Source organism: Flavicella sp. IMCC45668 (assembly GCF_057219105.1).
The window spans coordinates 2,414,093-2,440,662 of the sequence record NZ_CM170114.1 but is presented as its reverse complement, the minus strand read 5'-3'; the positions used below and the strand labels follow the sequence as shown (position 1 = coordinate 2,440,662).

Here is a 26,570-nt window from a genome sequence, read left to right as displayed (position 1 = left end):
AAATACATTATTATTAAATGAAAAAACCACTTAGGGAAACTAAGTGGTTTTTATAGATGCTAAATCAAGAAGAATTTATTTCAATTCGATCTCTTTTATTTTTCCAGTTTGTTTTCCTCTAATAGCGGTATATCCAGCTATCATTTCTTCTAGCTTTGCTTTGTTTGTGTTTGCTAGATTGTTTTGTTGACTTGGATCTTCTTTTAGGTTGTATAATTGATATTCTGAAGAATTTCCTAATTCAATATTCACTTGAGTTAATACGGCTTTTCCTTTGTATGGAGGGATCATTGCCCAATCTCCATTGCGATAGGCTGTTTTAGCACTAGCTTCTAATACCAAGTCTTTTCTTCCTTGTGCAGATTTTCCTAACAATGCATCAATTACGTTTTCGCTATCCCCTGTTCTAACATCTGAACCGATTAGGGCAGCTACAGAAGATAACAAGTCCATTTGGCAAACTAAGGCATCAGATACACCTGGCTTGATCGTTCCTTTCCATGAAGTGATAAATGGGACATGAGTTCCTGCTTCGTATAAACTATATTTCCCACCTCTTAATACTCCAGCAGGTGTGTGTTTTCCAAGTTTTTCAACTGCATCATCATAATAACCGTCATTTAAAACAGGTCCATTGTCACTAGAAAAAACAATCAATGTATTTTCTAAGATTCCTTCTTCTTCTAATGTTTTGATAAATTCACCGATGATCCAATCAGCTTCAACAATAACATCACCTCTAGGTCCTAATCCAGATTTTCCAACAAAACGTGGGTGAGGAGTTCTTGGCACGTGTGGTTGTTGCATACCATAGTATAAGAAGAATGGTCCGTCTTTATGTTTTTTTACATACTCTTGAGCTCCTTTTAAAAAGTGATCTGCCATATCAACATCACTCCATTTTGCAGCTTCACCACCTTTCATGTAACCAATTCTTGGAATCCCATTTACAATTGTATTATTGTGTCCATGGTGCCATTTCATAGTTGTTAACTCTGGGTTGTCTTTACCGCTTGTTTGACCAGGGAAATTGTTTTTGTAATCAATTTCAATTGGATCGTTAGGGTCTAACCCAACAACATCACCATTTTCAATATACACTGTAGGCACACGATCTTGTGTTGCTGCCATGATATAAGAATAATCAAATCCTACTTGATTTGGACCAGGAGAAACAGTTTTGTTCCAATCTACATTTCCTGAACCTAATCCAAGGTGCCATTTCCCTACGATTCCTGTTTGGTATCCTTGAGATTTTAGCATTTTTGGTAAAGTTATTTGTTCTGTGCCAATGATAAGAGGTGCAGTACCAGGAAGTATTTTTGCGTTTTTGTTTTTCCATGGATATACTCCTGTTAGTAAAGCGTATCTACTAGGTGTACACGTTGCAGAACTAGCATATCCGTTTGTAAAACGCATACCTCCAGCAGCAAGTTTGTCAATATTAGGTGTTTTTATTTCAGTAGCTCCGTTGGCTCCAATATCTCCATACCCTAGATCATCTGTATAAATAACGATAACATTTGGTTTGGTAGCAGATTTCTTTTCTGCTTTTTCGTTCGACTTACACCCTGTAAGGATGCTCAATGCAACAATTGCGATGAAATGTAATTTGTTCATTTTTTTGTGTTTAAGTTATTTTTTATAATTGTAAAAAATACATTTATAAAAGAGAATGTAAAGCTACTAAATATTATGTAACTTTTTGAATCAAAAATTACCATGATATCTAATAATGCTACAATTTAGGGTAAAATTTGTTCATTTGAATGGAGGTAGGGGGAGTCCTCCGAAAGGAGTTATTTTTTATTAGCTAAAAAACTTTCTATAAAGACCGTAGAAAGTATCAATGCTCCTCCAATTATTGTTAAAAAGTTAGGTATTTCTTTTAGAAAAAGAACTCCTAATAGAATTCCAAAAACGGGTTGGGAACTAGCTATGATACTTGCAGTTGCTACATCAAAATTTTTAAGACTTTTTACAAATACAGTATGCCCAATTGCGGTTGCTAAAACGCCGAGACAAATTATATATGGCATGTACTCTTGGGTTTGATTGTTTGGGATGAACATCAAAAATGGAGTAAAGGCAATTGCAACAAATAAAAATTGATAGAACATTAATACAGAGCTGTCGTATTTAGATGAACTGGATTTCATCATTAGATTTCTCATTGCAAAAAATAACCCTGACAAAACTCCTGCAATAATTCCCTTGGTGCTATTATTTGCAAAATTGATTTCTGGAGCCATAATATAAAGTCCGATTAAAACAATCAAAGCAAGAATTAAATGACGCTTGTTGAATTTTGTTTTGAAATAAAAAGGTTCAATAAAAGCTGTGATAACGGGGAATGTAAAAAGAGATAGCATTCCAATTGCCACAGAAGAAACTTGTAAAGCATAAAAATAACTTACCCAATGTAGGGCAAATAATAAAGATGAAATAAGGAGTCTTCTTCTGTCTTTTTTGTCTGATACTTTAAATGAGGTTTTTTTGAATAGCATCACTGCTCCTAATGCAATAAAGGCAATCACTCCTCTCCAAAAAGAAATTAAAGTCGGATCTAAGGGAATAAATCGAACCAATACAGCGGCACTACTAATTAAGAGTACGGAAAAATTGAGTTCTGAAATATTTTTTAGGGACGACTTATTCACTTTAATTAGTTATTTAAAAGCTTTGATTTAATCGCAGGATAGTTGTTACTTCTTATTGGTAACAAACCATAAAGAGTTTCGCCTGGTTTTATTGTTTTGTTATATAGCTCGTTAGATGTTAGTTCTGTTTTGTATTGTGTGTTGGCGTTACTAGCAACAATCATATTTCCAAAGCAAAGTCCCGGTCCTATTATTAGTCCTACCGGAAACCCTCCAGAGACTTCTTGTTGACCATATTGATTGGTCTCATAAGTTTGAATTTGGATAAAAGATAAAAGTAAATACCATAAATGTGAAGCAGGATGTTGCTTAGTTTTATCAAAGGCTTCTTCAGTTGAAAGAACGGATAACTGTGAACCCGAATACGATGTTAGGACAAAATCTTCTCCAAATGTAAGGTCCTTATCAGTTGTGTTTTTTAGTTTTACTGAAACAATTCGTATGTCATTTCTGTCTGCGTATTTTTTGTATTTTTTTCTTAAAGAATTGTATTTGTAGGAAATTTCTAAGCCGTTTTCTGTTGATTTATCGTTGAATTGATTAGCTTCTGGTTTCAATGCGTGGTAATTATCTGCACAACTAGTTAAGAAAATTACAGATAAGAATAATAAGATTAATTTTTTCATTTAATTATTTTTTTTCGCGAATGTATCAAATATTATCCAATGTATCTAATGCTTTCTTGATGGTGTCAATTCTAATAAAAGTTACTAGCAGTCTTAGTCCGTTTTTGGTCTCTTTTTCTTTCATAACACACATTTTAGAATTCTTTTGAACGTATTTTAAAATGGAGTTGAATTCATCGGTGTTGTAAAATTCACTTTGTTGGTCTGAAAGGAAGTAACCAATCATTCTTTTTTTCTTAAGAATAAGTTTTTCAATCCCGAGTTTTTTGGCGAGCCATTTGATGCGAACACTATCTAGTAGATCCTCTACCTGACTAGGTAATTCTCCAAAACGATCTACAAGTTTTTTCTCAAATTCTTTGAGTTGAGATTCTGTTTCTAATTCTCCTAAATCTTTGTATAACAATAGTCTTTCAGAAACAATATTTATATAATCATCAGGGAATAAAATTTCAAAATCGGTATCTATTTGTATGTCTTTTACGTATTCTTTAGGAATAGATTTGTCCGTTGGGTAGAGTTCTTTAAATTCGTTTTCTTTAAGTTCACTAATAGCTTCTTTTAGGATTTTTTGATAGGTGTCAAATCCAATATCATTGATAAATCCACTTTGCTCACCGCCTAATAAATCTCCGGCTCCACGGATTTCAAGATCTTTCATGGCAATATTGATACCGCTTCCTAGATCAGAGAATAATTCTAGGGCTTCGATTCTTTTACGGGCCTCATCAGTCATCATATGATATGGAGGCGTAATGAAATAACAAAATGCTTTTTTGTTTGATCTTCCAACTCTTCCTCTCATTTGATGTAGGTCAGAAAGACCAAAATTATTGGCGTTGTTGATGAATATGGTATTGGCATTCGGTACATCTAAACCGCTTTCAATTATTGTGGTAGCAACAAGAACATCAAAATCTCCGCGCATAAATGCAAGCATTAGTTCTTCAAGTTTTTTTCCATCCATTTGTCCATGACCGATGCCTATTTTTGCATCCGGTACAAGTCGTTGGATCATGCCAGCTACCTCTTTTATGTTGTCTACACGATTGTGTACAAAATAAGCTTGTCCACCTCTAGAGATTTCATAGGTTAAGGCATCTCTCAATTCATCTTCATTAAATCGAATAACGTTTGTTTCAATTGGATGTCTGTTGGGTGGTGGGGTTGTAATTACAGATAAATCTCTAGCGGCCATCAAAGAAAACTGTAAAGTTCTAGGGATTGGTGTTGCTGTTAAAGTAAGTGTGTCAACATTTTCTTTGATTGTTTTTAGTTTGTCTTTTACACCTACACCAAATTTTTGTTCCTCGTCAATAATAAGTAATCCAAGGTCTTTGAATTCTACTTTTTTACTTACCAATTGATGGGTACCTACGATAATGTCGATTTTTCCATCTTTCAGGTCTTTGATTACTTCATTTCGTTGTTTGGTTGTTCTAAATCGGTTTAAATAATCTACCGTTATCGGGAAATCTTTTAATCGTTCAGAAAATGTTTTAAAGTGTTGAAATGCTAAAATGGTTGTAGGAACTAAAATAGCGACTTGTTTTCCGTTGTCGGCAGCCTTAAAAGCAGCACGAATGGCCACCTCTGTTTTACCAAAACCAACATCACCACAAACCAATCTGTCCATCGGCTGTTCCCCTTCCATGTCTTTTTTTACATCTTGAGTTGCCTTGAATTGGTCGGGGGTGTCTTCATACATAAAACTAGCTTCGAGCTCATGCTGTAGGTAACTATCTTGATTGTATTGGAACCCTTTTTCTAGTTTTCTTTTCGCGTATAAGTTGATCAAGTTAAAGGCTATTTCTTTAACTCTAGCTTTGGTTTTTTGTTTGATTTTTTTCCAAGCTCCTGATCCTAATTTGTAAACTTTTGGAGGTGTTCCATCTTTCCCGTTGAATTTAGAAATCTTATGTAACGAGTGAATGCTGATATATAAGATATCTCTATCTCCATAAATTAATTTGATGGCTTCTTGTTTGTTGCCTTCAACATCAATTTTTTGCAACCCCCCAAATTTACCAACTCCATGATCCATGTGAGTAACATAATCCCCAACCTCAAGATTGGTCAGTTCTTTTAATGTTATGGTTTGTTTTTTGGAGCTGTTGTTTTTTAAATTGAATTTATGATAGCGTTCAAAAATCTGATGATCACTATAACAGGCTATTTTATTTTCGTAGTCAATAAATCCTTCATGAAGTGGGAAAACAATGGCTTTGTATTTTATTTCTTCTTGAGTATCTCCTTCGGTAAAAGAAGAAAGGATATCATGGAATCGTTGTGTTTGTTTTTCATTCATACAACACAAATAATTGGTGATGCCATTATTTGTATTTGCATTCAAATCCTCTACTAGTAAATTAAACTGTTTGTTAAATGAGGGTTGGGGTTTGGTATTGAAATTAAAAGCTCCTTTGGAAGTGCTTTCCTTTTGGTTGGTACTAATTGAAACTCTTGAGTAGTCTAAAAGGTCATTTTTTAGACTGTTACTATTGATAAAAAGCTCGTTTGGCGAAAATTGTTTTACAGTGTTGTTTAGGTTTTCAAATGCTTCTTCAGATTTTTTGAACAGACTATCGAGTTTGTCAAATAAAATATCCGTAGTTTTTGTAAAAACAACAGTGTTTTTTGAAATATATTTTAAAAAGCTTTCTCTATTTTCTTGAAGTTGCTTGTTCTCAACATTAGGCATAATATTTACCTTTTTTAGCGAACGCGTAGATAGTTGTGATTCAATATCAAAACTTCTTATGCTGTCAACTTCATCCCCAAAAAATTCGATTCTATAAGGCTCATCATTAGAAAAAGAGAATACGTCAATGATACCTCCTCTTACAGCAAATTCTCCTGGCTCTGAAACAAAATCTACTCTGTTGAATTCGTACTCAAACAATACTTCATTTACAAATTCTAAGGATATTTGATCCTCTACACCAATTTTTAAAGTGTTTTTTTCAAGTTCTTTTTTTGTGACTACTTTTTCAAATAATGCAGTTGGATAGGTGATGATTATCGCTGGCTGTTTTTGAGAATTAATTCTATTTAATACTTCAGCACGCAATAAAATGTTGGCATTATCCGTTTCTTCTATCTGATAAGGTCTTCTGTAAGAACCCGGGTAGAACAGAACATTTTTTTTACCTAATATTTCTTCTATGTCATTTAAGAAATAAGCGGCTTCTTCTTTGTTGTTAAGAATAACTAAAAAAGGTTTTTCAGTTTTTTTAAAAATTTCAGCAATATTGAATGCTAAAGAAGAACCGAGAAGATTTGAAATATGGAGATGGTTTTTCTCGTTGGATAGTAATTCTGCTATCTTTTGCGTATTATTCGCTTGAGAAATTTTATCTATTATTATTTGTTTGCTCAAAAGAAAAAAATTTTGTCAAAGATAAATTAATTATAAATAGATTTGTAACAAGAAATCAGAATATAACGAGGGTTTTGTTTTGGTAAAGTATAGGGAATAAGAATTTTAAAGAGGTTCTGTTTTCTATAAAAAATTAGAAAATATGTTTAGAAAAAATATTGTTTTAATAATGCTTCTTTTTTGGGGAGTTCAAACCTTTGCTCAAGATAGTACTGTAAAGTGGGCTGTTAGTTTTGGAGGTAGTTTTATTAATTTTTCTGATACTTCTGGGTTTGAAGGAGAAGGAATTAATTTTCAAATTCCGAATATTAGTATTATGCGTTACCTTGATAAGGGATTTACGATTGGAGCAGGTATGACTATTACTGGGATTTCTAGTATTGATGGATTTTATACCAATCAATATGATGTAACTATCATGGACTTTTTTGCAAAATATGATTTTGGTTTGTCTGAAGAAAAGTGGGTTCCAAAATTAATAGGAGGAGTTGGATTGTTGGTGAAAGATGGAAATGATAGGTCTATTTCGTTTAATGGTGGTGTTGGATTAACGTATTGGGTGTTGCCTAAACTTGGGTTGAATGGTCAAATTGTACATAGATTTGTTTCCGAAACAACCAATGAAAATTTTGGATCGCATACTCAGGTTTCTGGAAGTTTGATATTGACCTTTGGAGAAAGTACAGGGAAAAGAAATAAAAGAAGAACAGGATATGGTTTTACAACTAATAATTAGAACCGGATAAAGAATAAAAAAGGGTGATTGAATTTTCAATCACCCTTTTTTTATATTCCAAACTTTAGTCCTACGAAAAATGTTCTAGGCCTTTGTGGGCCATAGTTGTATGTTACATCTCTTTCTGGTCCTTGGTCAAAATCATTTTGATAGGAGTTAAAAATGTTTTGTATTCCCCCGGAAACTTCTAGGTAGGTGTGCTTATGGTTGTCTAAGTAGAATTCGTAAGAACTCTTCCAGTTCAATTCGAAAAAGGATTGTGTTTTTTCTAATTTGTCATTAGGGATGTATCCTGCTAAATGTTGCACATACATAGGACCTGTGTAGACTGCTGATATATTATTCTGAAATTCTTTGATAGGAGCATAGGTAATTATGAAGTTACCATAGGCTTTTGGAGTTTCGTTAAATTCTTTTGTTGCTTGGTTCGGTTCGTCTTCAGACCATTCTATCTTTTCATTGTAGAAGGATCTTTGCAAGGTTCCTCCTGCTTGTATTAGCCATTCTTCATTAGGAGCATATTTTAACTCTACATTTAATCCATAGACCTTTGCGCCAGATGAATTGACTCTAATCCATTCAAAAATTCCTGAGTCTGGTGCTGTTTCAGTTCCCTGCTCCAAAGCAAAAGCATCGTTTAATTGTGTAAAGAAAAGTTCTGAAACTAAAGAAAAGTCACCATAGCCAATTTCTTGAGACCAGTCTAATGAAGTTAAGAAACTATGCGAAGTTTCGGATTTTAAGTCATCAGCGTTTCTCACTCTACTGATTTCTCCTCCTGCTAATCCAGCATGTACATCTTCTCCGTAAATTTGTGGAGCTCTAAATCCTTTGGCGTAGCTAGTTCTCCATCTTAGGTTTTTACTAATGTTGTATAGAATGTTTGCTCTTGGATTAAAAACCACTTTTTCGTCGGCCAAATTATGCATGTCCGCTCTTAAACCACCAAGCAATCTCAGTCTGCTATTTACAATCCATTCTTGTTGTGCATAGATACCGTATAATCTAGTTACCTGAATGATTGGTTCATAATCGGGGTTTTCTTTTCTGTCGTCAATATCGTTGTATTTGTATTCAATTCCTCCGGTAAAGGTTCCCTTGTTGTTCAAGAATTGCTTGAATAAATGTGAAAATTGAAAGCCAGTGACAAAGGTGTTGTCTTTCGATTTTCCATAGCCCTCTATGCTCTGAATGATATTTTCATCGGTAGCATCTTCACCAGTAAGTCCGCCATAAAAATTATTATTTTTTGAGATTGATGTTGAGGCATATAAAGAATATTTATCTCTAAGGTTTTTACTTTGATAATCATAGGTAAGTCCTCCTCCAACAACGGTAGAGTAAATTTCTTCGGTTACATCGCTTAAAAACGGAAGTTCATTTAGTTTATTACCTCCTCTTCTAAACTCATTGATAGCATTGAATTCTGCCGTGATTTTTTTTCTTTGTCCAGGTCTGTTGAATGCTTTGAATCCGAAAGAAGTATTTTCTAATTTCGGGATTTCAGTATAGCCATCACCGTCAGCATCATAAGAATCTCGTTCCCTTTTCATACCAAACAAGGCGATCCCAGAATTAAAGTCTTCGGTTACAATTGTTCCGTTGAATAGAATGGAATTGTCACTAGATTGACCATCAATCAAAGCAAGGTTTGTTCCAATGGAGAATTTGTTTTCAAGTGGGTCTTTAGTGATTATATTTATGGTTCCGGCAATTGCATTAGATCCATATAAGGCAGAACCACCTCCACGAACAACTTCAATTTGTTTGATGATATTTGCTGGGATTTGATCAAGTCCGTATACACTATTTAAGGAGCTAAAAATGGGTCTGCTATCAATCAGGATTTGCGAATATGCCCCTCCTAAACCATTCATTTTTACTTCAGAGGTACCACAGTTTTGACAGTTGTTTTCTATTCTTAAACCAGGTTGAAAGTTCAATCCTTCTGAAAGACTAACAGATTGAGTAGCTTCAAGTGTTTTAGCATCTGTAACAGTTACGATTACGGGTGCCTTTTTTCTATTTAAATGTCCTCTAGTAGCTGTTACAACAACTTGATCTAAACCTAGGATATCTTCTTTAAGTTCTATGTTTAAGTTTTTTGTTTCTCCTTCCAAAAGGTTGATTTCGATTTCTTTTGATTTGAATCCAACAGCGGTAACTAGAATTGTTTTTGCTTTGCTCGATATTTTTAGACTATAGTTTCCGTCGAAATCTGAAGTAGTTCCTGTTTGTGTGTTTTTTACAATAATATTAGCAACCACTGGGGTGTTTTTTGAACGAATCACCCCTTCAAGAATACTTGTCTGAGCTTGTATTCCTATGGAGAATAATAAGATTGAAAAGATAAATAAGTGTTTCATTTCTATTGAAATTGTATACGATGTTGTTTTAAGTCTTGTAGCTAGATAGTTAGCTTTTTAGAATAAATTTTCGCAAATATAAAACATATTTTTAGATTAGTCTAAAAATATGTTTTCGTAAATATAAATTTTGTGTATATATTTGCGGACCATGAATTTAGAGCTGTCTCAAACGGAAGAAAATTATTTAAAGGCAATATTTAGTTTGTCTTTTACTGTCTCAAAGGCAGTAAGTACAAATGCTATTGCAGACAAATTAGAAACAAAGGCATCTTCTGTTACGGATATGGTAAAAAAATTGGCCGAAAAAAAATTAGTCGATTATAAAAAATACCAAGGGGTTTCTTTAACCCAAGAAGGGAAAGCAATTGCGGTTCGTATCATAAGAAAACATCGTTTATGGGAAGTCTTTTTGGTAAAACATTTGGATTTTAATTGGGATGAAGTACATGAAATAGCCGAACAATTAGAACATGTTAAGTCCATAAAGTTAACGAAAGAGTTAGATCGTTTTTTAGAGTATCCAACGCATGACCCTCATGGAGATCCAATACCAGACGAAAACGGAAATATTGCCCATCATACAGATGTAATGCTTTCTTCATTAGAGAAAGGTGATTGCTGTGTTGTTTTGGGAGTAAAAGATTCTTCTAAATCATTTTTGAAATATTTAGATGGTTTGGAGATTAAATTAGGAAGTAGTATTAAAATTATAAATATTGAAGTGTTTGATAACTCTATGAAAATAGAATTAGGTGATAGGGTTGTGTCTATATCGCATCAGATTACTAAAAATTTATTTGTTAAAAAAGAAGTAGAATGTTAGATCAAATTGTAGATTATTTAGAGGGGATAGATCCTGTATTAGCGGCTTTGTATGCCACGTTGTTTACTTGGTTTTTGACTGGTTTGGGAGCGTCATTGGTGTTTTTCTTTAAAACAATGAACAGGGCGGTCTTAGATGGAATGTTAGGTTTTACAGGAGGTGTAATGGTAGCAGCCAGTTTTTGGAGTTTGCTAGCTCCTGCAATTGAGATGAGTTCTGGTGAAGGGTTTGTAAAAGTTATGCCTGCGGCCATTGGTTTTTTTCTTGGCGCTTTGTTTTTGTTTGGATTGGATAAGGTGTTACCACATATTCATATTAATTTTAAAGAAGCGGAAGGGATTAAAACACCTTGGCATAAAACAACATTGTTAGTTTTGGCTATTACCTTGCATAATATTCCTGAAGGACTCGCTGTGGGAGTCTTGTTTGGAGGTGTTGCTGCTGGTTTTGACGGTGCAACAATTGGAGGTGCAGTAGCTCTTGCTATTGGTATTGGACTTCAAAATTTTCCTGAAGGTTTTGCAGTTGCTATGCCTTTAAGAAGACAAGGTGTAAGTAGGTTTAAAAGTTTTTGGTTTGGTCAGTTGTCAGCAATTGTCGAACCGATGGCGGGTGTTCTTGGAGCATGGGCGGTATTGTCTTTTCAACCTATATTGCCATACGCTTTGGCTTTTGCTGCTGGAGCGATGATTTTTGTTGTAATTGAAGAGGTTGTGCCAGAAACACAACAAGATAAATATACGGATATTGCCACGATGGGATTTATTGCAGGCTTCATTATTATGATGAGTATGGATGTCGCTTTAGGATAATTTTAAGTATTCTTTTTTTGATATTTTGTATCTTAGGGAGGGTAACTTTAAAATTATAACATATGGCATTTGCAGATATATACAAGACAGGAGGGCATAAAAGGAATTTAGGACACTTTGCTAATATTATTAAATTAGCATTATCAGATAATAAAATTTCAGAGAAAGAACAGGAGGTAATTAGTCATTTAAAACGTCAATTACATATTTCTGATGCAGATTATAAAAAAGTTTTGAAGGCTCCTAATTCTATTCCAATCAACCCGCCGGCAAATTTAAATGCAAGATTGGAGCGTTTTTTTAATTTGATTTCTGTTGTGATAGCAGATAATAAAATAAAGGAAAAACAACTTCGCTTATTAGAAAGAATATCAATAGGGTTAGGTTTTGTAGTTTCTGATACAAAAAGAATAGTTTCGAAAGCGGTTAATTTTGTAGTGGAAGGTTATGAGTTAGAAAAATTTTCAATGGAGATGAAAAAAATTCTATAATTCTAAAGAAATAAGTTAATTTTAACTACCGAATTCAATATTGGATTCGGTATTTTTTTGTGATATTCATTTATGGTTGATTCAACATCTTTTCAAGTTTATAATGCTTCTGCAGGTAGTGGTAAAACATTTACTTTGGTAAAAGAATATTTGAAAATTTTACTTACTTCTGAGAGTGAGTATGTGTTTCAAAATATTTTAGCCATTACTTTTACCAATAAAGCAGCTGCTGAAATGAAGGAGCGTATCTTGGAGAATTTAAGAAGTTTCGCAGACAATGATCCAAATGATATGTTTGATTTGATTGTTGCTGAGAATAGTTTAGATGCGGTAAAGCTAAAGCATAAAGCTAAAAGGATTTTAGAAAATGTTTTACAAAATTATTCAGCATTTAATATAACTACCATTGATAGCTTTACGCATAAATTAATTAGAACTTTTGCCTTTGATTTGGGTTTGCCCTTAAATTTTGAGGTAGAAATGGATGGGACGAAGTTGATTAGTGAAGCCGTAGATGTGTTAATATCAGAAATAGGGTTGCATAAAGAGCTAACGGATATTTTAGTAGCCTTTTCATTGCAGAAAGTGGAAGATGATAAGGCATGGGATATATCAAAAGAACTTAATACGATTGCCTCTATATTGATAAATGAAACTGATGCAAGCTATATTCAAAGTTTGCAAATGAAGTCAATTGCAGATTTTCAGAAAATTGAAAAATTATTAAAATCTAATAAATCAAAAATAGAAAGTCTATTCTTTGAAAATGGAGAAAAAGGATTAAGTATAATTGACCAAAATGGATTAGAACATAAGAATTTCTCTTATTCAGAGCTACCGAAACATTTTATAAAATTCAAAAAATTAGCAAGTTTAAAGCATGATGATATAAAATATGTTGGGCGTTTACAAAAGAATTTAGATAATGGCGTTTTTTATTCTAAATCAGCAAAAAAGGATATTCAAAATAGCATTGATGCCATTAGTTCTGAATTATTGCAGGTATACGAAGACGGTAAATTGTTGTATGAAAAACATCATGGAAACTATGTTTTAATCAACATGGTTTTAAGTGATATCATTCCTTTGGCAGTATTGAATCATATACAAAAGGAGTTAAATGAGATCAAAGATCAAAATTCAATTTGTTTGAGTGCGGAGTTCAATGCGTTGATCAGCGAAAAAATAAAAAATGAGCCAGCTCCATTTATTTATGAAAGAATTGGAGAGAGGTTTAAGCATTTTTTTATTGATGAAATGCAAGATACTTCCTCTATGCAGTGGCAGAATTTAATTCCATTGGTTAGTAATACTCTTTCACAAGAAGGGGGAAGTTTGATGCTCGTTGGAGATGCAAAGCAGGCAATATATCGCTGGCGTGGTGGAAAAGCAGAACAATTTATTGATTTGTCTTTAGAAGGGAATAAAAGTGTTGCCAGAAATCCTTTCTTTATTGAGAAAAAATTAGAAAATTTAGAAACCAATTATCGAAGTTTTAGTGAAGTAATCGGCTTCAATAATGCTTTTTTCTCACATATTGCTTCTTTTTTAACCAATCCAACGTACGAATATCTATATGAAATTGGAAATCGGCAAAAGTTGAACAAGAATACAGGAGGCTATGTACAGCTGGATTTTTTAGATCAGACAGATCTAGAGAAAGAAGCAAAGGATCTTTCTTATCCTAGAAAAGTTTTAGAGATAATTGAGGGATTGGATTCCGGTTTTAGAAAGAAAGATGTCTGTATAATTGTTAGAACTAAAAAAGATGGTATTCAAATTGCAAATTATCTTACAGAAAATAATGTATCAATTATTTCTTCTGAAACCTTGCTTTTGCAGAATAGTTTAAAGGTTCAGTTTATTATTGATCTATTGATCTATATTCAAAATCCAATGAATTTGAATGCAAAATTTAAGTTGCTGAATTTTATTAAAGATTTTATTTCATTAGACACATCTGACCATTCTTATTACGATGAATTGTTGCAATTAGAGCCTGTTTCTTTTTTTGAGAAACTTTCGGATTATGACATTCAATTTAATTATGAGCTGTTTTTACAAATGCCCTTTTATGAGTGTATCGAATATATTATAAGAGGCTTTAAATTATTAAACTCTACAGATGCCTATGTTCAGTTTTTCTTAGATTTTGTTTTAGATTTTCAAAGGAAAAATCATCATGATTTAGCTGCTTTTTTATTAGAATGGGATCAAAAAAAGGAAAAATTAAGCATTGCTGCTTCAGAAAGTGAAGATGCTGTTAGAATAATGACGATACATAAGTCCAAAGGTTTGGAGTTTCCAGTTGTGATTTTCCCCAGTGAGAGAAGTGTGAATACAGAATTAAATCCTAAGGTTTGGTATGATGCTTTAGAGGAATCCATATTTGGAGATTTACAAGTGTCAAGGGTTTCTTGTAGTAAAAATATTGGCTTGACTGGAGAAAAAGGAGCGCAGTTGTTCGAAGAAAGGCAGTCAGAATTGTTTTTGGATAATTTTAATTTACTGTATGTGGCCCTTACTAGATCTGTAGAACAATTATATATCGTTACAGAATATAAATTGGATGCCAAAACAGGAGAAGAGAATTTGAATTTTTTCTCAGGATTATTTATAAATTATTTAAAAACTTTAACGGATGAAAATTCCTGGGATGTAGCCAAATTATGCTATCAATTTGGAGCAAAAGAAAAATCAAACTTTTTAAAGAAAGAAGATCAAAATGATGGATTTGAATTTCAACAAAATTTTATTTCCAGTCCTTGGGAAAGTCATGATATAAAAATTGTAGCAAATTCTTCTAAGCATTGGGGAGAAGAATATGAATCGGCTGTAAATTATGGATTGTTAGTACATGAAATGTTTTCAAAAATAATTTTGGAAACCGATATCGATTATGTTATTCAATCTTATGTTGATTCAGGTTTGATATTGAAAAGTGAAGTGTTGCCGATAAAAACAAAAATTAAAAAGGTGGTGTTTCATGAACAGCTAAATTCTTATTTTCAAGAAGGAGTTTCTGTTTATACAGAAAGAGAAATTTTAGATGAAAACAAAAACATATTAATTCCTGATAGGCTCATATTCATGGAGAATGATGTTGTGATTGTTGATTTTAAAACAGGGAAAAAAATGCAAAAGTACCAATATCAATTAGAGGCCTATGCGAAAGTTCTTGAACAAATGAATTTTAATGTGGTAGCTAAATATTGTGTTTATATCGATCAAGATGTAGAAATAGTTTCTTATTGACTGTTCTGTAAATTCTTTGTATAACGGTTGAACGTAAGATCTGATTTTTTAAACGGCATTTATCCGGGATTCAACGAAAACTAATTTTATTTTTTTTGGGTTCCGCTACTTTTGATGTATTAATATCGGAGCTGAAGCTAAAAACATGTAATTGGACTAAACTTTACTTGAATTAAACTATTTGTTATAAAAAGAGTGTTGTTTGTTGTTCTTTTGTGGTTTTTAAAAGGGATAACAAATGTTTAGTGATGCCTGTTGTGTCTTGTCTAGCTAATATTTTTACCTAGTTTCGCCGCTGAATTTTTTTCGTTTAATCTAACAAACAATTATGAAAACAATCAAATTAAGTATTATTTGTGCTATTTTATTTTCTTTAAATTTAGTACAAGCCCAAGATGAAAATAATAAGTGGGCGTTGAGTATTGGAATTAATGCGGTGGATATTAACAAAGGTGGTTTTAACGACTTTGGAAATATGGTAAAGGATTACCTAGGAACTAGTGATTGGAATGTTATTCCAGCAATTTCTACAGTATCTGTTTCTAGATATATGAATTATGGTTTGAGTGTAAAACTTGCAGGATCATTAAATAAAATCAATAAGGCTCCTAGTGGAGATGTAGATGGACTTTCATTCTTTGCATTGGATGCAGCTGCTGTTTATGATTTAAATCATTTGTTTGGAGAAACAGGTTGGTGGGATCCTTTTGTAACGTTTGGAGTTGGTAATGCTTGGATTGATGGAGATTCAGGATTTACCATCACACCAGGATGGGGATTCAATAGTTGGTTTAATGATAATGTGGGGATTGCATTTAGCAGCACTTATAATTCTTCTGCTTGGACGGGAGGAAATTTTAAATCTGTAGATGCATCGAGTTATTTTCAACATTCCTTGGGAGTTGTTTTTAAATTCGGTGGTCCAACAAAACAAGATACTGACGGAGATGGTGTAGCAGATGAAAAAGACGCATGTCCTGAAGCTGCTGGAACTAAAGAAAACGGAGGTTGCCCAGATACAGACGGTGACGGTGTTTTAGATAAAGACGATTTATGTCCAGAAGCAGCCGGAACAAAGGAAAACGGAGGTTGTCCAGACACAGATGGTGACGGTGTTTTAGACAAGGATGATGCTTGTCCAGATGCAGTTGGTACCCAAGAAAATGGAGGATGTCCTGATACAGACGGAGATGGAGTTGTTGATAAAGATGATGCTTGTCCTGAGGTAGCTGGTCCTGCAGAGAATAAGGGTTGTGTTTGGCCAGATACAGATGGAGATGGTGTTCCAGATAAGGATGATAAGTGTCCAGAGGTTGCAGGAAGTGTTGAGAAACAAGGATGTCCAGAATTGACAGAAGCTCAGGTGAAGAAATTAGGTGAGTTCTCAAAAACGATTAGTTTTAATTCAGGAAAAGCAACATTTAAGCCAGGAGTAGGAGAACGTTTGGACCAATTGGCAGAAAAAATGAAGGAGTATCCAACAACAGATTTCGTTATTAATGGATATACGGATAGCACAGGTTCTAAAGCAAAAAATCTTGAAATTTCTAAAGCTAGAGCCAAAGCAGTAAAAGATAGATTGGTAAAAGCAGGGGTAAATGCGAAAAGATTAAAATCAGAAGGATTTGGAATCGCAAACCCAATTGCCTCTAACAAAACAGCAAAGGGAAGAGAAGCAAATAGAAGAGTGGAGATAATTGCTCAATAATAGCTGAATTTAAAAAAAACAGAAAACGTTCAAAACTTAAGTTTTGAACGTTTTTTTTATTGAGTTTGTTTTTTTTGTCTGATTTTCAGGGTGATAGGTTCTTGATTTTCTGTAAAGTTAAATTTTTATTTAAAATTAATATTTTTTCGTAGATTTGTTTCATTCTGAGCTGTTTAATGCAATGGTTTCAGATTAAAACGAAACTAAACTAATTTAAATTACAAAAAATGAAAAATTTTAAAATTGCAATGCTTGCATTCTTAATGTTTGCAGGTGTAAGTTCAGTACAAGCGCAGGATGAAGATAACAAATGGGCATTAAGCTTCGGAATCAATGCTGTTGATTTCAACAATGGAGGTCTAAATGATATCGGTAATATGGTAAAGGATTATTTAGGTACTTCCGATTGGAATGTGTTACCAGCAATCTCAACAGTTTCGGTATCTAGATATATGAACTATGGCTTAAGTGTTAAAGTATCAGGTTCTTTAAATAAAATAGATAAAGTACCTTCTGGTGATGTGGATGGATTGTCTTTCTTTGCGTTAGATGCAGCAGCTATTTATGATTTAAACTCGCTATTTGGTCAAACAGGTTGGTGGGATCCTTTCGTTTCTTTTGGAGTTGGAGGAGCTTGGATTGATGAAGATTCTGGTTTTACAATTACTCCAGGTTGGGGATTCAACAGTTGGTTTAATGAAAATGTAGGATTGTCTTTTAGTAGTACATACAATTCTGCTGGTTGGACAACGGGTGATTTTGATTCAGTAGGAGCTAGTTCTTACTTCCAACACTCTTTAGGATTGATTATCAAATTTAACGGTGACGAATAGTCTCTGGAAATCATGGTGAGAACCATGTAAATAATTTTTAAATAACCGTTTTCAAGCAATTGAAAACGGTTATTTTTTTATATTCGTGTATGAAAAGTTTTTTGTCTGAAGTAGTAGAGCAATTGTTAAAAAATAATACCTCCATAGTGGATATGGTGTGTGTCTTGCCCAGTGAAAGGGCTGGAGTTTTTTTAAGAGAGGAGTTGAAAAAGCAAATTCAAGGAACTACTTTTTTTCCTAAAATAATTAGTATTGAAAAATTTATTGAAACCATTTCTGGGTTTCAAAAAGCAGAAACGGTTCCGCTATTGTTTGAGTTCTATAAAGTTTATCTAAGCATAGAAAAGAATAACCCAGAGAGCTTTGATTCTTTTGCACAATGGGCATCTATTGGTTTGCAGGATTTTAATGAGGTAGACCGTCATTTGATTGATTGTAATGATCTATTTAGCTATTTAAAAGATATTAAACGAATTGAAGATTGGGATGTTGAAAACGGAAAATCTACCGAAATGATGACAAAACATCTAAGTTTTATGGAAAACTTAGGTCGTTATTATTTTAACTTTTATGAATACTTAAAAAAAGAAAAAAAGGGATATCAGGGACTTTTATATAGGGAGGCGGCGAACAATATACAAGATTATATAAAAGTTAATGAACATAATAAAATTGCCTTGATTGGATTTAATGCTTTAAACAAAGCAGAAGAGAAAATTTTTAAGGCTTTATTAGATAGTAAAATTGCCAATATTTATTGGGATTGTGATGCGTATTATGTGAATTCAAAAAAAGAGGCTGGTTCATTTTTAAGGAGCTATAAATCTAGCTGGACATATTTTGAATCATATCCTTTTAATAAAATTTCAGATAACTTTAATTCCAATAAAAAAATCACTGAAATTGCTGCTTCTAAAAATATTACGCAGATAAAGGGAGTTGGAGAATTGTTAGAGAAATTAGAAAGTAGTGAACGTACCGCACTTGTTTTAGCGGATGAAAGTTTGCTGTCGCTAACTTTAAATTCTCTACCTGATAATGTTGATAAATTAAATATAACCATGGGGTATCTTTTAAAGGATATGCCCATATCAAGCTTTTTTGAAACAATTTTTGATTTGTATTTGAATCAAGTGAAATTGGATAAAATTGAAGCAAATGAATTTTATTTTAAGGATGTTTTTAGGTTGTTGGAAAATCCATTTACAGTAAAGCTTTTTTCTAATAGCGAATGGTTATCGAAACTCAAACAGAACTTGATCACAGAAAACCAAGTTTTCATATCTTCGGAGTTGGTGGATGGATATATGCGTGAGAGTGAGATGTTTCATCTAGTTGGAAGTTTGTTCAAAATGTCTCAATCTGTTGAGAGGTTTTTAGCTTCTTTAATTAGTTTGATCGATGCTCAAAAAGAGAATTTTGAAGGTTTTGAAAAGGAATGTTTGTATCGTTTTTATAATCTTTTTATTCAGTTGCAAAATTTAAATGGAGATTATAATCATATAAAATCTATTAAAACATTAAAGTCCATTTACAAGCAGCTGGTTGCAACAGAAAAACTTTCCTTTCAGGGAGAACCATTGAGCGGACTGCAATTAATGGGGATGCTAGAAACACGTGTATTAGATTTTGAAACGGTGATTCTGACTTCTATGAATGAAGGGATTTTACCTGCTGGTAAGTCTGAAAATTCATTTATCCCTTTTGATGTTAAGCAGCAATATAAACTGCCAACGTATCAAGAGAAAGATGCAATTTTTGCTTACCATTTTTATAGACTGATTCAAAGAGCAAATAACGTTTATTTATTTTATAATACCGAGACTGATGCCTATGGTGCTGGAGAAAAAAGTAGGTTTTTAACTCAATTGGAGATTGACGGGATTGATATTTCTAAAAAATCGATTGCTCCCTTGGTTACTAGTGATTCAAAAGATGAAATTATTGTAGAAAAGACAGACGAAGTTATATCAGCGTTAAAAAAAATTGCAGCGAATGGCTTTTCTCCTTCAGCGCTAGCAAAATATATTGAAGATCCACTATCTTATTATAAGAGATATGTTTTGAAAATAAAAGATTTGGATGAAATTGAGGAGACTATCGCTGCAAATACGATGGGAACGATTATTCATGATGTTTTAGAAGATTTTTACAAACCTTTTATCAATCAATTTTTGAAAATAGACGATGTAAAATTAATGTTGTCTCAATATATTCAGAAAACTGAGTTTTATTTCAAAAAACACTTTATAAATGGAAACATTGTTTCAGGTAAGAACAAATTAATTTTTGAAGTATCAAAAGATTTTATTTACAGATTTTTAAAACAGGAATTAGAAGTTTTAAAAAGCGGAAGTTCTTTAAAAATATTAGGTACGGAAACGGTTTATTCTTATGGTATTAAGATCCCAAACCTTGATTTTCCTGTAAATATTGGTGGATCTGTTGATAGGATTGATGAGTTAGATGGTGTATTACGAATCGTAGATTACAAAACAGGAAAGGTTACTCAGTCAGAATTAAAAATATTAGAATTTGATAAAATTCCGACGGATTATAAATACACCAAAGCAATGCAAGTAATGTTATATGCATTCTTGTATACCAAAAATAACAATCATACTTTCGCAACACCTTTAGAGGCTGGGATATTTTCTTTCAAAAATAGAAATGCTGGATTTTTAAAATTAAATTTTGGAAAAGGTAGGAGTATGGATAGTATGGTGACAGAGGAAAGAATTATCGAATTTATGGATGTGATACATGAATTAATTGCTGAGATTTTTGATAAGAATATTCCTTTTAAGGAAAATAAAGATAGACCCTTTCAATAAATGAAAATAAAAAATAGAAGTATTCAAGGAGTGCATAACAAGCCCATTTTAATTGATGTTTGTTATCAGAAAAATCATACTAAAAAGCCATTGGTTATTTTTTGTCATGGGTATAAAGGCTATAAAGATTGGGGAGCCTTTGATTTGATGTCGAAAAATTTTATCGAAAATGATCTGTTTTTGGTGAAATTTAATTTTTCTCATAACGGTGGAACGGTAGAGAATCCAATTGATTTTCCGGATTTGGAGGCTTTTGGACAAAACAATTATTCTATAGAACAAGACGATTTAAATTCAGTAATAGATTGGGTGTTGTCAAGTCAAGAATTCTCAGATGAAATTGATATTAAAAATGTCGTATTAGTTGGTCATTCTAGAGGAGGTGGAGCTGTGATTCTTAAAGCAGCTTATGATGTTAGAATAACGAAATTAGTAACATGGGCTGCGGTGTCAGATTACAAATTAAGATTCCCTGAAGGCCCCATATTAGAACATTGGAAAAAGGAAGGTGTGGCCTACATTGAAAACTCACGGACGTTACAGCAGATGCCTCATTATATTCAGTTTTACGAGGATTTTGTGAAAAATGAAGAGAAGTTGACAATCAAAACTGCAGCTAAAAAACTCCGTATACCGCACTTAATTGTACATGGAACAGAAGATGCTACGGTGTCTATAGAAGAGGCTCGGAGAATTCAAAATTGGAGTGCAAAAAGTAGTTTGAATGTGGTAGCAGGTGGTGATCATGGTTTTGGAGCCAAACAACCATGGGAAAGTTCAGAGTTGCCTAAAGATTTTGCTGAGGTTCTTGTAAATACGATAGCGTTTATCAAAACAGAAAATGAGTAAAACCAATAGAGTTGGATTTAAAGAAATTAATAGGCTGGCCATTCCATCCATCATCGCTGGAATAGCAGAACCATTATTATCAATAATTGACACAGCTGTGGTGGGTAATGTGTCTTTTGATTCTATTGAGGCCTTGGCAGCTGTCGGTATTGCTGGCTCTTTTATCTCTGCAATTGTATGGGTGATAGGTCAAACACGAGCAGCTATTTCATCTATTGTAGCCCAGTATGTTGGGAAAAATCAATTAGATAAAATTATCTCCCTACCTGCTCAGATGATTGGTATCAATTTAGTGTTGAGCTTGGTTTTATTTTTTGCAACTTCATTTTTTGCCCATCAGATTTTTGAATTATACAATGCATCAGGTTTGGTGTTAGACTATTCGGTTAGTTATTATAAAATTAGAGCATGGGGATTGCCTTTGTCCTTATTTGTGTTTACTGTAATGGGGGTTTTTACAGGACTGCAAAATACATTTATACCCATGTTAATAAGTATTACAGGTGCGGTTATTAATGCTGTTCTAGACATATTGTTGGTGTATGGAGTTGAGGGAGTGTTGAGTCCTATGCATGTAGAAGGAGCTGCATATGCGAGTGTGATTTCTCAGTTTGTAATGGCTTTTATGGCCTTACTATTTTATTTGAATAAAACACCTTTTAAATTGGTGGCTTTTAAAAAATTCCATTTCGAGATAAAACGTCTTTTGTTGGTAAGTGTAAATTTATTTGTTCGTGCTTTGGCATTAAATTTGGCTTTGTATTTAGCCAATTCGTATGCAACCGATTATGGAAAAGAATATATTGCAGCGCAAACCATATGTTTTCAAGTCTGGTTGTTTTTTGCCTTTTTTGTTGATGGTTATGCTAGCGTAGGTAGTATCATTTCAGGTAAATTAAAAGGAGAAGGTTCTCAGAAAAAACTAAGCTTTTTGGTAAAGGATTTATGTAAATATGGAGTCATAGTTGCCTTGGTGTTGATGTCTCTTTGTTTTCTGTTTTACAATCAAATAGGAAAAGTATTTACCTCGGATACGGATGTGCTAGAAGTGTTTTATATGGTTTTTTGGTTAGTGATCTCAACACAGCCATTAAATGCAATAGCCTTTGTGTATGATGGTGTTTTTAAAGGTTTGGCAGAAGCTGTTGTGCTAAGAAATACAGTTGCCATAGCTACTTGTTTAGGTTTTGTTCCAACGCTACTAATTGCAGATTATTTTAATTTACAATTGATAGGTGTGTGGCTTGCTTTTACCGTGTGGATGTTATTTAGATCCGGAATTTTATATGTTTATTTTAAGAAAAATGTCAGTCTGCTTTTAAAAAGATAGGTAGGGTAGCTGTTCGATATCCTATAATAACGTAAATTTGAATTATGAGTTTAGGAACAATAGATACAAAAATAGAAAATGAAATTGCTACAGTAACTTTTTACCATCCTGCAAGCAATTCTTTTCCAAGCTCCTTGTTGGAAAAGTTAAGTAACGAGTTTAAAGTGTTAAGTAGTCGAGAAGACGTAAAAGTAATCGTTTTACGAAGTAAAGGAGATAGAGCTTTTTGTGCTGGTGCTTCTTTTGATGAGCTTTTGTCTATAAAAACAAAAGAAGAAGGAATGGCATTTTTTATGGGGTTTGCTAACTTGATAAACGCCATGAGAGAATGTTCTAAATTGATAATTGGTTGTGTTCAAGGAAAAGCTGTTGGTGGAGGCGTTGGTTTGGCTTCAGCTTGTGATTATGTTGTCGCATCTGAAGGAGCATCAATTAAATTATCTGAGTTTTTTATTGGTATAGGGGCATTTGTAATTGAACCTGCGGTCACTAGAAAAATAGGAAAGGCCTCTTTTTGTCAATTGTCTATGGAGGCAGCGGAATGGCATTCTGCTACATGGGCTCAGGAGAAAAACTTATATGCAAAGGTTACCACTGATCAAGAATCAATGTTGCACGAAGCTTATCATCTTGCAAAACAATTGGCTGGTTATAATCCCGAAGCCTTAAAACAAATGAAAAAAGTTTTTTGGGAAGGAACGGAAAACTGGAATGAATTATTGAAAGAACGAGCCTCTATTAGTGGTGATTTAGTATTATCAGACTTTACCAAAGAAGCGCTTAGTAAGTTTAAGAAATAATGTAACTTTGCCGAATGAATAAAATTAGAATTACCAAACAATTTGATTTTGAAACAGGACATGCCTTATATGGCTATGATGGGAAATGTAGAAATGTACATGGTCATAGTTATAAGCTTTCTGTAACTGTAATTGGGACACCAATAGATGATAAAAACAATGTTAAATACGGAATGGTAATTGATTTTGGAGATTTGAAAAAAATCGTTAAAAATGAGATTGTGGATGTTTTTGATCATGCTACCGTTTTTAATAAAAATACTCCGCATGTTGAGTTAGCTCATGAACTTGAAACACGAGGACATTCTGTTATTCTTGTGGACTATCAACCTACAAGTGAAATGATGTTGATTGATTTTGCAGCAAAAATTAATGCAAAAATTCCATCGTCAGTGAAACTACATTCTTTGCGTTTACAAGAAACAGGAACCTCTTACGCAGAATGGTTTGCTTCAGATAATGCATAGCAAGTAAAAAAAATAATATTAGTTTAATATAAGGTCGGTGGTAAATCACTGACCTTTTTTTGTATAGTTTTTTATACCATCATGTTAAGTGGTTGTAGAGGTAATGTTCGGCTTTTAAAATTTATACTATGGTAACTTGCAAACCTAACATTTTGTTGAGAAATCAATAAATATTACTAATTAAACTAAAAATAGAAATATGTCAGTTAGGTATGAAAAAATGATGTCCTTGACCGGAGTAGAGACGTCAAACAAATCAAAAGAGCAATTAGAGCTATTGTTTAAAGAAGTATTGAATAAAGGAATGCATGGTTTGTGTTTTAGCCCGTATGAAGAAGGACAACAACCAGGAGATATTCTTACTGAAACTCAAATTAGAAGAAGGTTAGAAATAATAAAACCGTATACGAAATGGGTAAGATCTTTTTCGTGTACAGATGGAAACGAATTGATTCCAAAAATAGCACATGAACTAGGAATGAAAACGATGGTGGGTGCTTGGCTTGGTGATGATGCAGAAATAAACAAAAAAGAAATAGAGAATCTTATTAGGATAGCTAAAGAAGGCCATGTAGATTTAGCGGCAGTAGGTAATGAGGTTTTGTATAGAGGAGATCTAAAGGAAGAGGAGTTATTATCGTTTATTTATGAGGTCAAAAATGCTTTGCCAAATGTTCCTGTGGGCTATGTGGATGCTTACTATGAGTTTGAGCAGAAGCCAAAAGTAACCGAAGCTTGTGATGTTATTTTTGCAAATTGTTATCCTTACTGGGAGGGATGTAGCATGGAGTATTCATTGATATATATGAAAGAAATGTATGCTAGAGCGGTAAAGGCTGCAAAAGGGAAAAAGGTAATTGTGTCTGAAACAGGTTGGACAAATAAAGGACAAACTTTTCATGGTGCGGTTCCTTCTTATGAAAATGCTATTAAATATTTTATAAATGCCCAAAAATGGTCTGCTGAAGAGGATATTGATTTGTTTTATTTTTCTTCTTTTGATGAATCATGGAAAACTGGAGCTGAAGGTGATGTAGGAGCCTACTGGGGACTATGGGATAAAGATGAAAACTTGAAATTTTAGAATAAAATAAAAAAACACCCCATTTGAAAAAATGGGGTGTTTTTTTATGTGAGAAGATGAAATTTGTTATAGTTTTCCTCTACGTTTTACTAATACTTCTTTAATTTCTCTTGCTCTTTTTTCATCTAAACTATAACTCCACATGACCCAAACAGCCAAAGCCGCTGTTATTGCAGGAATAATGATATCTGCAAGTCTTAGTCTGGTTAAAGTCTCAACAGATTGCATGGCTGCATTTTGATCGAATCCAACAATTTTTAATACCAAACCACCTAAGACTAAGGCTAAAGCCTGTCCAAGTTTTACCATCCACCAATAGATAGCTCCAAAGGTTCCTTCTTTCCTCGGCATTCCATTCTCTAGTTCGTCCAAATCACATACATCAGCCGTCATACTCATCATTAAGGTAAATAGGCCTCCGATACCAAAAGAAATAAAAGGGATTGGCATAAACAGTAACCAAGGCATGTCAGGGTCGAATCCCCACCATTTTAGAATATATCCGACAATTGAAATTAGTGTTGAATATATAAAGGCTTTTCGTTTTCCATATTTATTGGACATCCAAGAAACTACCGGAATTACAAGAAAAGCAGTAACAAACGCCATTACGGTTGAAAACCAGGCGGGCCATGTGCCAGCCAATCCATAGTCGCCATTAAACATAAAGAATACAATGATGAAAAAACTGAAGGATGCAACTAGTTGAAATCCGTTGAAAACTAAAAAGGTAGCACCACAGAGTTTCATGAAAGGTTTGTTTTTCGATACTTGAACGATTCCTTGAAATAAATCTTTTACGTTAGAAAACATGGTTTTAAAGGTTATTTTCTTTCTGTTTTCCATATGTGCGGAATCAATTCCTTTGCAAAATAAAGCCGGTAGCAGCCCAAGAACGATACAAATAGAACCTACGATTACCGATAGTTTTTGAACTCCGATGGCTTGCGTTTCAAATACGTTTGGATTTGCAATTAATACCCAAAACCAAGGAACAATCATCCAGGCGATTTGACCAATAATTTGTGAAAAGGCCATTAATCTAGTTCTTTCATTATAGTCAGAAGTCATCTCATAGCCAAGTCCGATTAAGGGCGTTGCAAACATGGTATTTCCAATTAAAAACACCATAGATAAAATTAAGAAATACCAAAAATTGAACATTTGTGAATTTTCAGGATCTAGTTGCCACAGAATAGCAAAAAGAACTCCACTTGCGATGGCTCCTATAAAAATATAAGGTCTTCTGCGTCCCCATTTTGATTTAGTATTGTCCGATATAAATCCCATTATAGGATCTGTAATTGCATCAAATATCCTAGGAAGTCCTCCCAAGAGACCTGCTAAAAAGGGGTCCATACCAAAGGCAGTTAAAAGAAAGAACATAAAAATAGCAAGAGATCCAGGTAGTAAATTTAATACTAAATGCCCTGCTCCAAAGGCTACTTTCTGGCCGATTGGTACAATATCTTCAGGTGCTGTTGTTGGTTTTTTCATAAGTGTAGTTTTGTTAT

Annotated in this window: 19 protein-coding genes; 13 read left to right on the top strand and 6 right to left on the bottom strand. The window is 33.4% G+C overall.

Annotated features, from left to right (window positions below; genetic code table 11):
- Nucleotides 1-75 precede the first annotated feature (75 nt).
- The 4 genes from AC2DZ0_RS10050 to mfd form a co-directional block, all read right to left on the bottom strand.
- Nucleotides 76-1,620, bottom strand: coding sequence for a sulfatase family protein (locus AC2DZ0_RS10050; protein WP_484641607.1), 1,545 nt, complete (start codon nucleotides 1,618-1,620; stop codon nucleotides 76-78).
- Between the two features lie 179 nt (nucleotides 1,621-1,799).
- Complete coding sequence (locus AC2DZ0_RS10045; protein WP_484641606.1) at nucleotides 1,800-2,660, bottom strand: DMT family transporter; 861 nt, start codon at nucleotides 2,658-2,660, stop codon at nucleotides 1,800-1,802.
- 5 nt (nucleotides 2,661-2,665) lie between these two features.
- Nucleotides 2,666-3,286: a putative periplasmic lipoprotein gene (locus AC2DZ0_RS10040; protein WP_484641604.1), complete on the bottom strand. Its 621-nt coding sequence runs from the start codon at nucleotides 3,284-3,286 to the stop codon at nucleotides 2,666-2,668.
- Between the two features lie 25 nt (nucleotides 3,287-3,311).
- On the bottom strand, nucleotides 3,312-6,665 hold the full coding sequence (gene mfd / locus AC2DZ0_RS10035) for a transcription-repair coupling factor (RefSeq protein WP_484641603.1): 3,354 nt from the start codon (nucleotides 6,663-6,665) through the stop codon (nucleotides 3,312-3,314).
- Nucleotides 6,666-6,807: 142 nt separating this feature from the next.
- Here mfd and AC2DZ0_RS10030 point away from each other — a divergent pair, with 142 nt between their 5' ends.
- On the top strand, nucleotides 6,808-7,401 hold the full coding sequence (locus AC2DZ0_RS10030) for a hypothetical protein (RefSeq protein WP_484641602.1): 594 nt from the start codon (nucleotides 6,808-6,810) through the stop codon (nucleotides 7,399-7,401).
- 50 nt (nucleotides 7,402-7,451) lie between these two features.
- Here the strand turns inward: AC2DZ0_RS10030 and AC2DZ0_RS10025 are convergent, their stop codons facing one another.
- On the bottom strand, nucleotides 7,452-9,767 hold the full coding sequence (locus AC2DZ0_RS10025) for a TonB-dependent receptor (RefSeq protein WP_484641601.1): 2,316 nt from the start codon (nucleotides 9,765-9,767) through the stop codon (nucleotides 7,452-7,454).
- 151 nt (nucleotides 9,768-9,918) lie between these two features.
- Here AC2DZ0_RS10025 and AC2DZ0_RS10020 point away from each other — a divergent pair, with 151 nt between their 5' ends.
- From AC2DZ0_RS10020 to AC2DZ0_RS09965, 12 genes are all read left to right on the top strand, one after another.
- Nucleotides 9,919-10,593, top strand: a complete 675-nt coding sequence (locus AC2DZ0_RS10020; RefSeq protein WP_484641600.1) for a metal-dependent transcriptional regulator — start codon at nucleotides 9,919-9,921, stop codon at nucleotides 10,591-10,593.
- Complete coding sequence (locus AC2DZ0_RS10015; protein WP_484489917.1) at nucleotides 10,587-11,405, top strand: ZIP family metal transporter; 819 nt, start codon at nucleotides 10,587-10,589, stop codon at nucleotides 11,403-11,405. Before AC2DZ0_RS10020 ends, AC2DZ0_RS10015 begins: the two co-directional genes overlap by 7 nt.
- Before the next feature lie 62 nt (nucleotides 11,406-11,467).
- Nucleotides 11,468-11,896 carry a TerB family tellurite resistance protein gene (locus AC2DZ0_RS10010; RefSeq protein WP_484641598.1) on the top strand — a complete coding sequence of 143 codons (429 nt, stop codon included), beginning with the start codon at nucleotides 11,468-11,470 and terminating at the stop codon, nucleotides 11,894-11,896.
- A gap of 72 nt (nucleotides 11,897-11,968) precedes the next feature.
- A complete protein-coding gene (locus AC2DZ0_RS10005) occupies nucleotides 11,969-15,151 on the top strand; it encodes a UvrD-helicase domain-containing protein (RefSeq protein ID WP_484641597.1) in 3,183 nt (1,060 codons plus the stop codon).
- A gap of 328 nt (nucleotides 15,152-15,479) precedes the next feature.
- The gene (locus AC2DZ0_RS10000) at nucleotides 15,480-16,859 is read left to right on the top strand and encodes an OmpA family protein (RefSeq protein ID WP_484641596.1); all 1,380 of its coding nucleotides are present in this window, start codon (nucleotides 15,480-15,482) and stop codon (nucleotides 16,857-16,859) included.
- A gap of 227 nt (nucleotides 16,860-17,086) precedes the next feature.
- Entirely contained in the window at nucleotides 17,087-17,692 is a 606-nt protein-coding gene (locus tag AC2DZ0_RS09995) for a hypothetical protein (protein ID WP_484641594.1), read from the top strand.
- An 89-nt stretch (nucleotides 17,693-17,781) separates the two neighbouring features.
- On the top strand, nucleotides 17,782-20,526 hold the full coding sequence (locus AC2DZ0_RS09990; protein ID WP_484641593.1) for a PD-(D/E)XK nuclease family protein: 2,745 nt from the start codon (nucleotides 17,782-17,784) through the stop codon (nucleotides 20,524-20,526).
- Nucleotides 20,527-21,375 (top strand): alpha/beta hydrolase family protein, encoded by an 849-nt coding sequence (locus AC2DZ0_RS09985; protein ID WP_484641592.1) that lies wholly within the window; start codon nucleotides 20,527-20,529, stop codon nucleotides 21,373-21,375.
- On the top strand, nucleotides 21,368-22,705 hold the full coding sequence (locus tag AC2DZ0_RS09980) for an MATE family efflux transporter (RefSeq protein WP_484641590.1): 1,338 nt from the start codon (nucleotides 21,368-21,370) through the stop codon (nucleotides 22,703-22,705). Before AC2DZ0_RS09985 ends, AC2DZ0_RS09980 begins: the two co-directional genes overlap by 8 nt.
- Before the next feature lie 44 nt (nucleotides 22,706-22,749).
- Nucleotides 22,750-23,505 carry an enoyl-CoA hydratase/isomerase family protein gene (locus tag AC2DZ0_RS09975; protein WP_484641589.1) on the top strand — a complete coding sequence of 252 codons (756 nt, stop codon included), beginning with the start codon at nucleotides 22,750-22,752 and terminating at the stop codon, nucleotides 23,503-23,505.
- A gap of 14 nt (nucleotides 23,506-23,519) precedes the next feature.
- The gene (locus AC2DZ0_RS09970; protein ID WP_484489908.1) at nucleotides 23,520-23,972 is read left to right on the top strand and encodes a 6-pyruvoyl trahydropterin synthase family protein; all 453 of its coding nucleotides are present in this window, start codon (nucleotides 23,520-23,522) and stop codon (nucleotides 23,970-23,972) included.
- A 199-nt stretch (nucleotides 23,973-24,171) separates the two neighbouring features.
- The gene (locus AC2DZ0_RS09965) at nucleotides 24,172-25,056 is read left to right on the top strand and encodes a glycoside hydrolase family 17 protein (protein ID WP_484641588.1); all 885 of its coding nucleotides are present in this window, start codon (nucleotides 24,172-24,174) and stop codon (nucleotides 25,054-25,056) included.
- 66 nt (nucleotides 25,057-25,122) lie between these two features.
- Here AC2DZ0_RS09965 and AC2DZ0_RS09960 read toward each other — a convergent pair whose 3' ends face one another.
- Nucleotides 25,123-26,553 carry an MFS transporter gene (locus tag AC2DZ0_RS09960; RefSeq protein ID WP_484641586.1) on the bottom strand — a complete coding sequence of 477 codons (1,431 nt, stop codon included), beginning with the start codon at nucleotides 26,551-26,553 and terminating at the stop codon, nucleotides 25,123-25,125.
- Nucleotides 26,554-26,570 lie beyond the last annotated feature (17 nt).

Excerpts from the sequence above, each read along its gene's own strand:
- AC2DZ0_RS10040 (WP_484641604.1), bottom strand. The coding sequence starts at position 3,286 with ATGAAAAAATTAATCTTATTATTCTTATCTGTAATTTTCTTAACTAGT.
- AC2DZ0_RS09995 (WP_484641594.1), top strand. The coding sequence starts at position 17,087 with ATGAAAAATTTTAAAATTGCAATGCTTGCATTCTTAATGTTTGCAGGT.
- AC2DZ0_RS10015 (WP_484489917.1), top strand. The coding sequence starts at position 10,587 with ATGTTAGATCAAATTGTAGATTATTTAGAGGGGATAGATCCTGTATTA.
- AC2DZ0_RS09965 (WP_484641588.1), top strand. The coding sequence starts at position 24,172 with ATGTCAGTTAGGTATGAAAAAATGATGTCCTTGACCGGAGTAGAGACG.
- AC2DZ0_RS10010 (WP_484641598.1), top strand. The coding sequence starts at position 11,468 with ATGGCATTTGCAGATATATACAAGACAGGAGGGCATAAAAGGAATTTA.
- AC2DZ0_RS09980 (WP_484641590.1), top strand. The coding sequence starts at position 21,368 with ATGAGTAAAACCAATAGAGTTGGATTTAAAGAAATTAATAGGCTGGCC.
- AC2DZ0_RS09985 (WP_484641592.1), top strand. The coding sequence starts at position 20,527 with ATGAAAATAAAAAATAGAAGTATTCAAGGAGTGCATAACAAGCCCATT.
- AC2DZ0_RS09975 (WP_484641589.1), top strand. The coding sequence starts at position 22,750 with ATGAGTTTAGGAACAATAGATACAAAAATAGAAAATGAAATTGCTACA.
- AC2DZ0_RS10005 (WP_484641597.1), top strand. The coding sequence starts at position 11,969 with ATGGTTGATTCAACATCTTTTCAAGTTTATAATGCTTCTGCAGGTAGT.
- AC2DZ0_RS10030 (WP_484641602.1), top strand. The coding sequence starts at position 6,808 with ATGTTTAGAAAAAATATTGTTTTAATAATGCTTCTTTTTTGGGGAGTT.
- AC2DZ0_RS10050 (WP_484641607.1), bottom strand. The coding sequence starts at position 1,620 with ATGAACAAATTACATTTCATCGCAATTGTTGCATTGAGCATCCTTACA.
- AC2DZ0_RS10000 (WP_484641596.1), top strand. The coding sequence starts at position 15,480 with ATGAAAACAATCAAATTAAGTATTATTTGTGCTATTTTATTTTCTTTA.
- AC2DZ0_RS09960 (WP_484641586.1), bottom strand. The coding sequence starts at position 26,553 with ATGAAAAAACCAACAACAGCACCTGAAGATATTGTACCAATCGGCCAG.
- AC2DZ0_RS09970 (WP_484489908.1), top strand. The coding sequence starts at position 23,520 with ATGAATAAAATTAGAATTACCAAACAATTTGATTTTGAAACAGGACAT.
- AC2DZ0_RS10020 (WP_484641600.1), top strand. The coding sequence starts at position 9,919 with ATGAATTTAGAGCTGTCTCAAACGGAAGAAAATTATTTAAAGGCAATA.
- AC2DZ0_RS09990 (WP_484641593.1), top strand. The coding sequence starts at position 17,782 with ATGAAAAGTTTTTTGTCTGAAGTAGTAGAGCAATTGTTAAAAAATAAT.
- AC2DZ0_RS10025 (WP_484641601.1), bottom strand. The coding sequence starts at position 9,767 with ATGAAACACTTATTTATCTTTTCAATCTTATTATTCTCCATAGGAATA.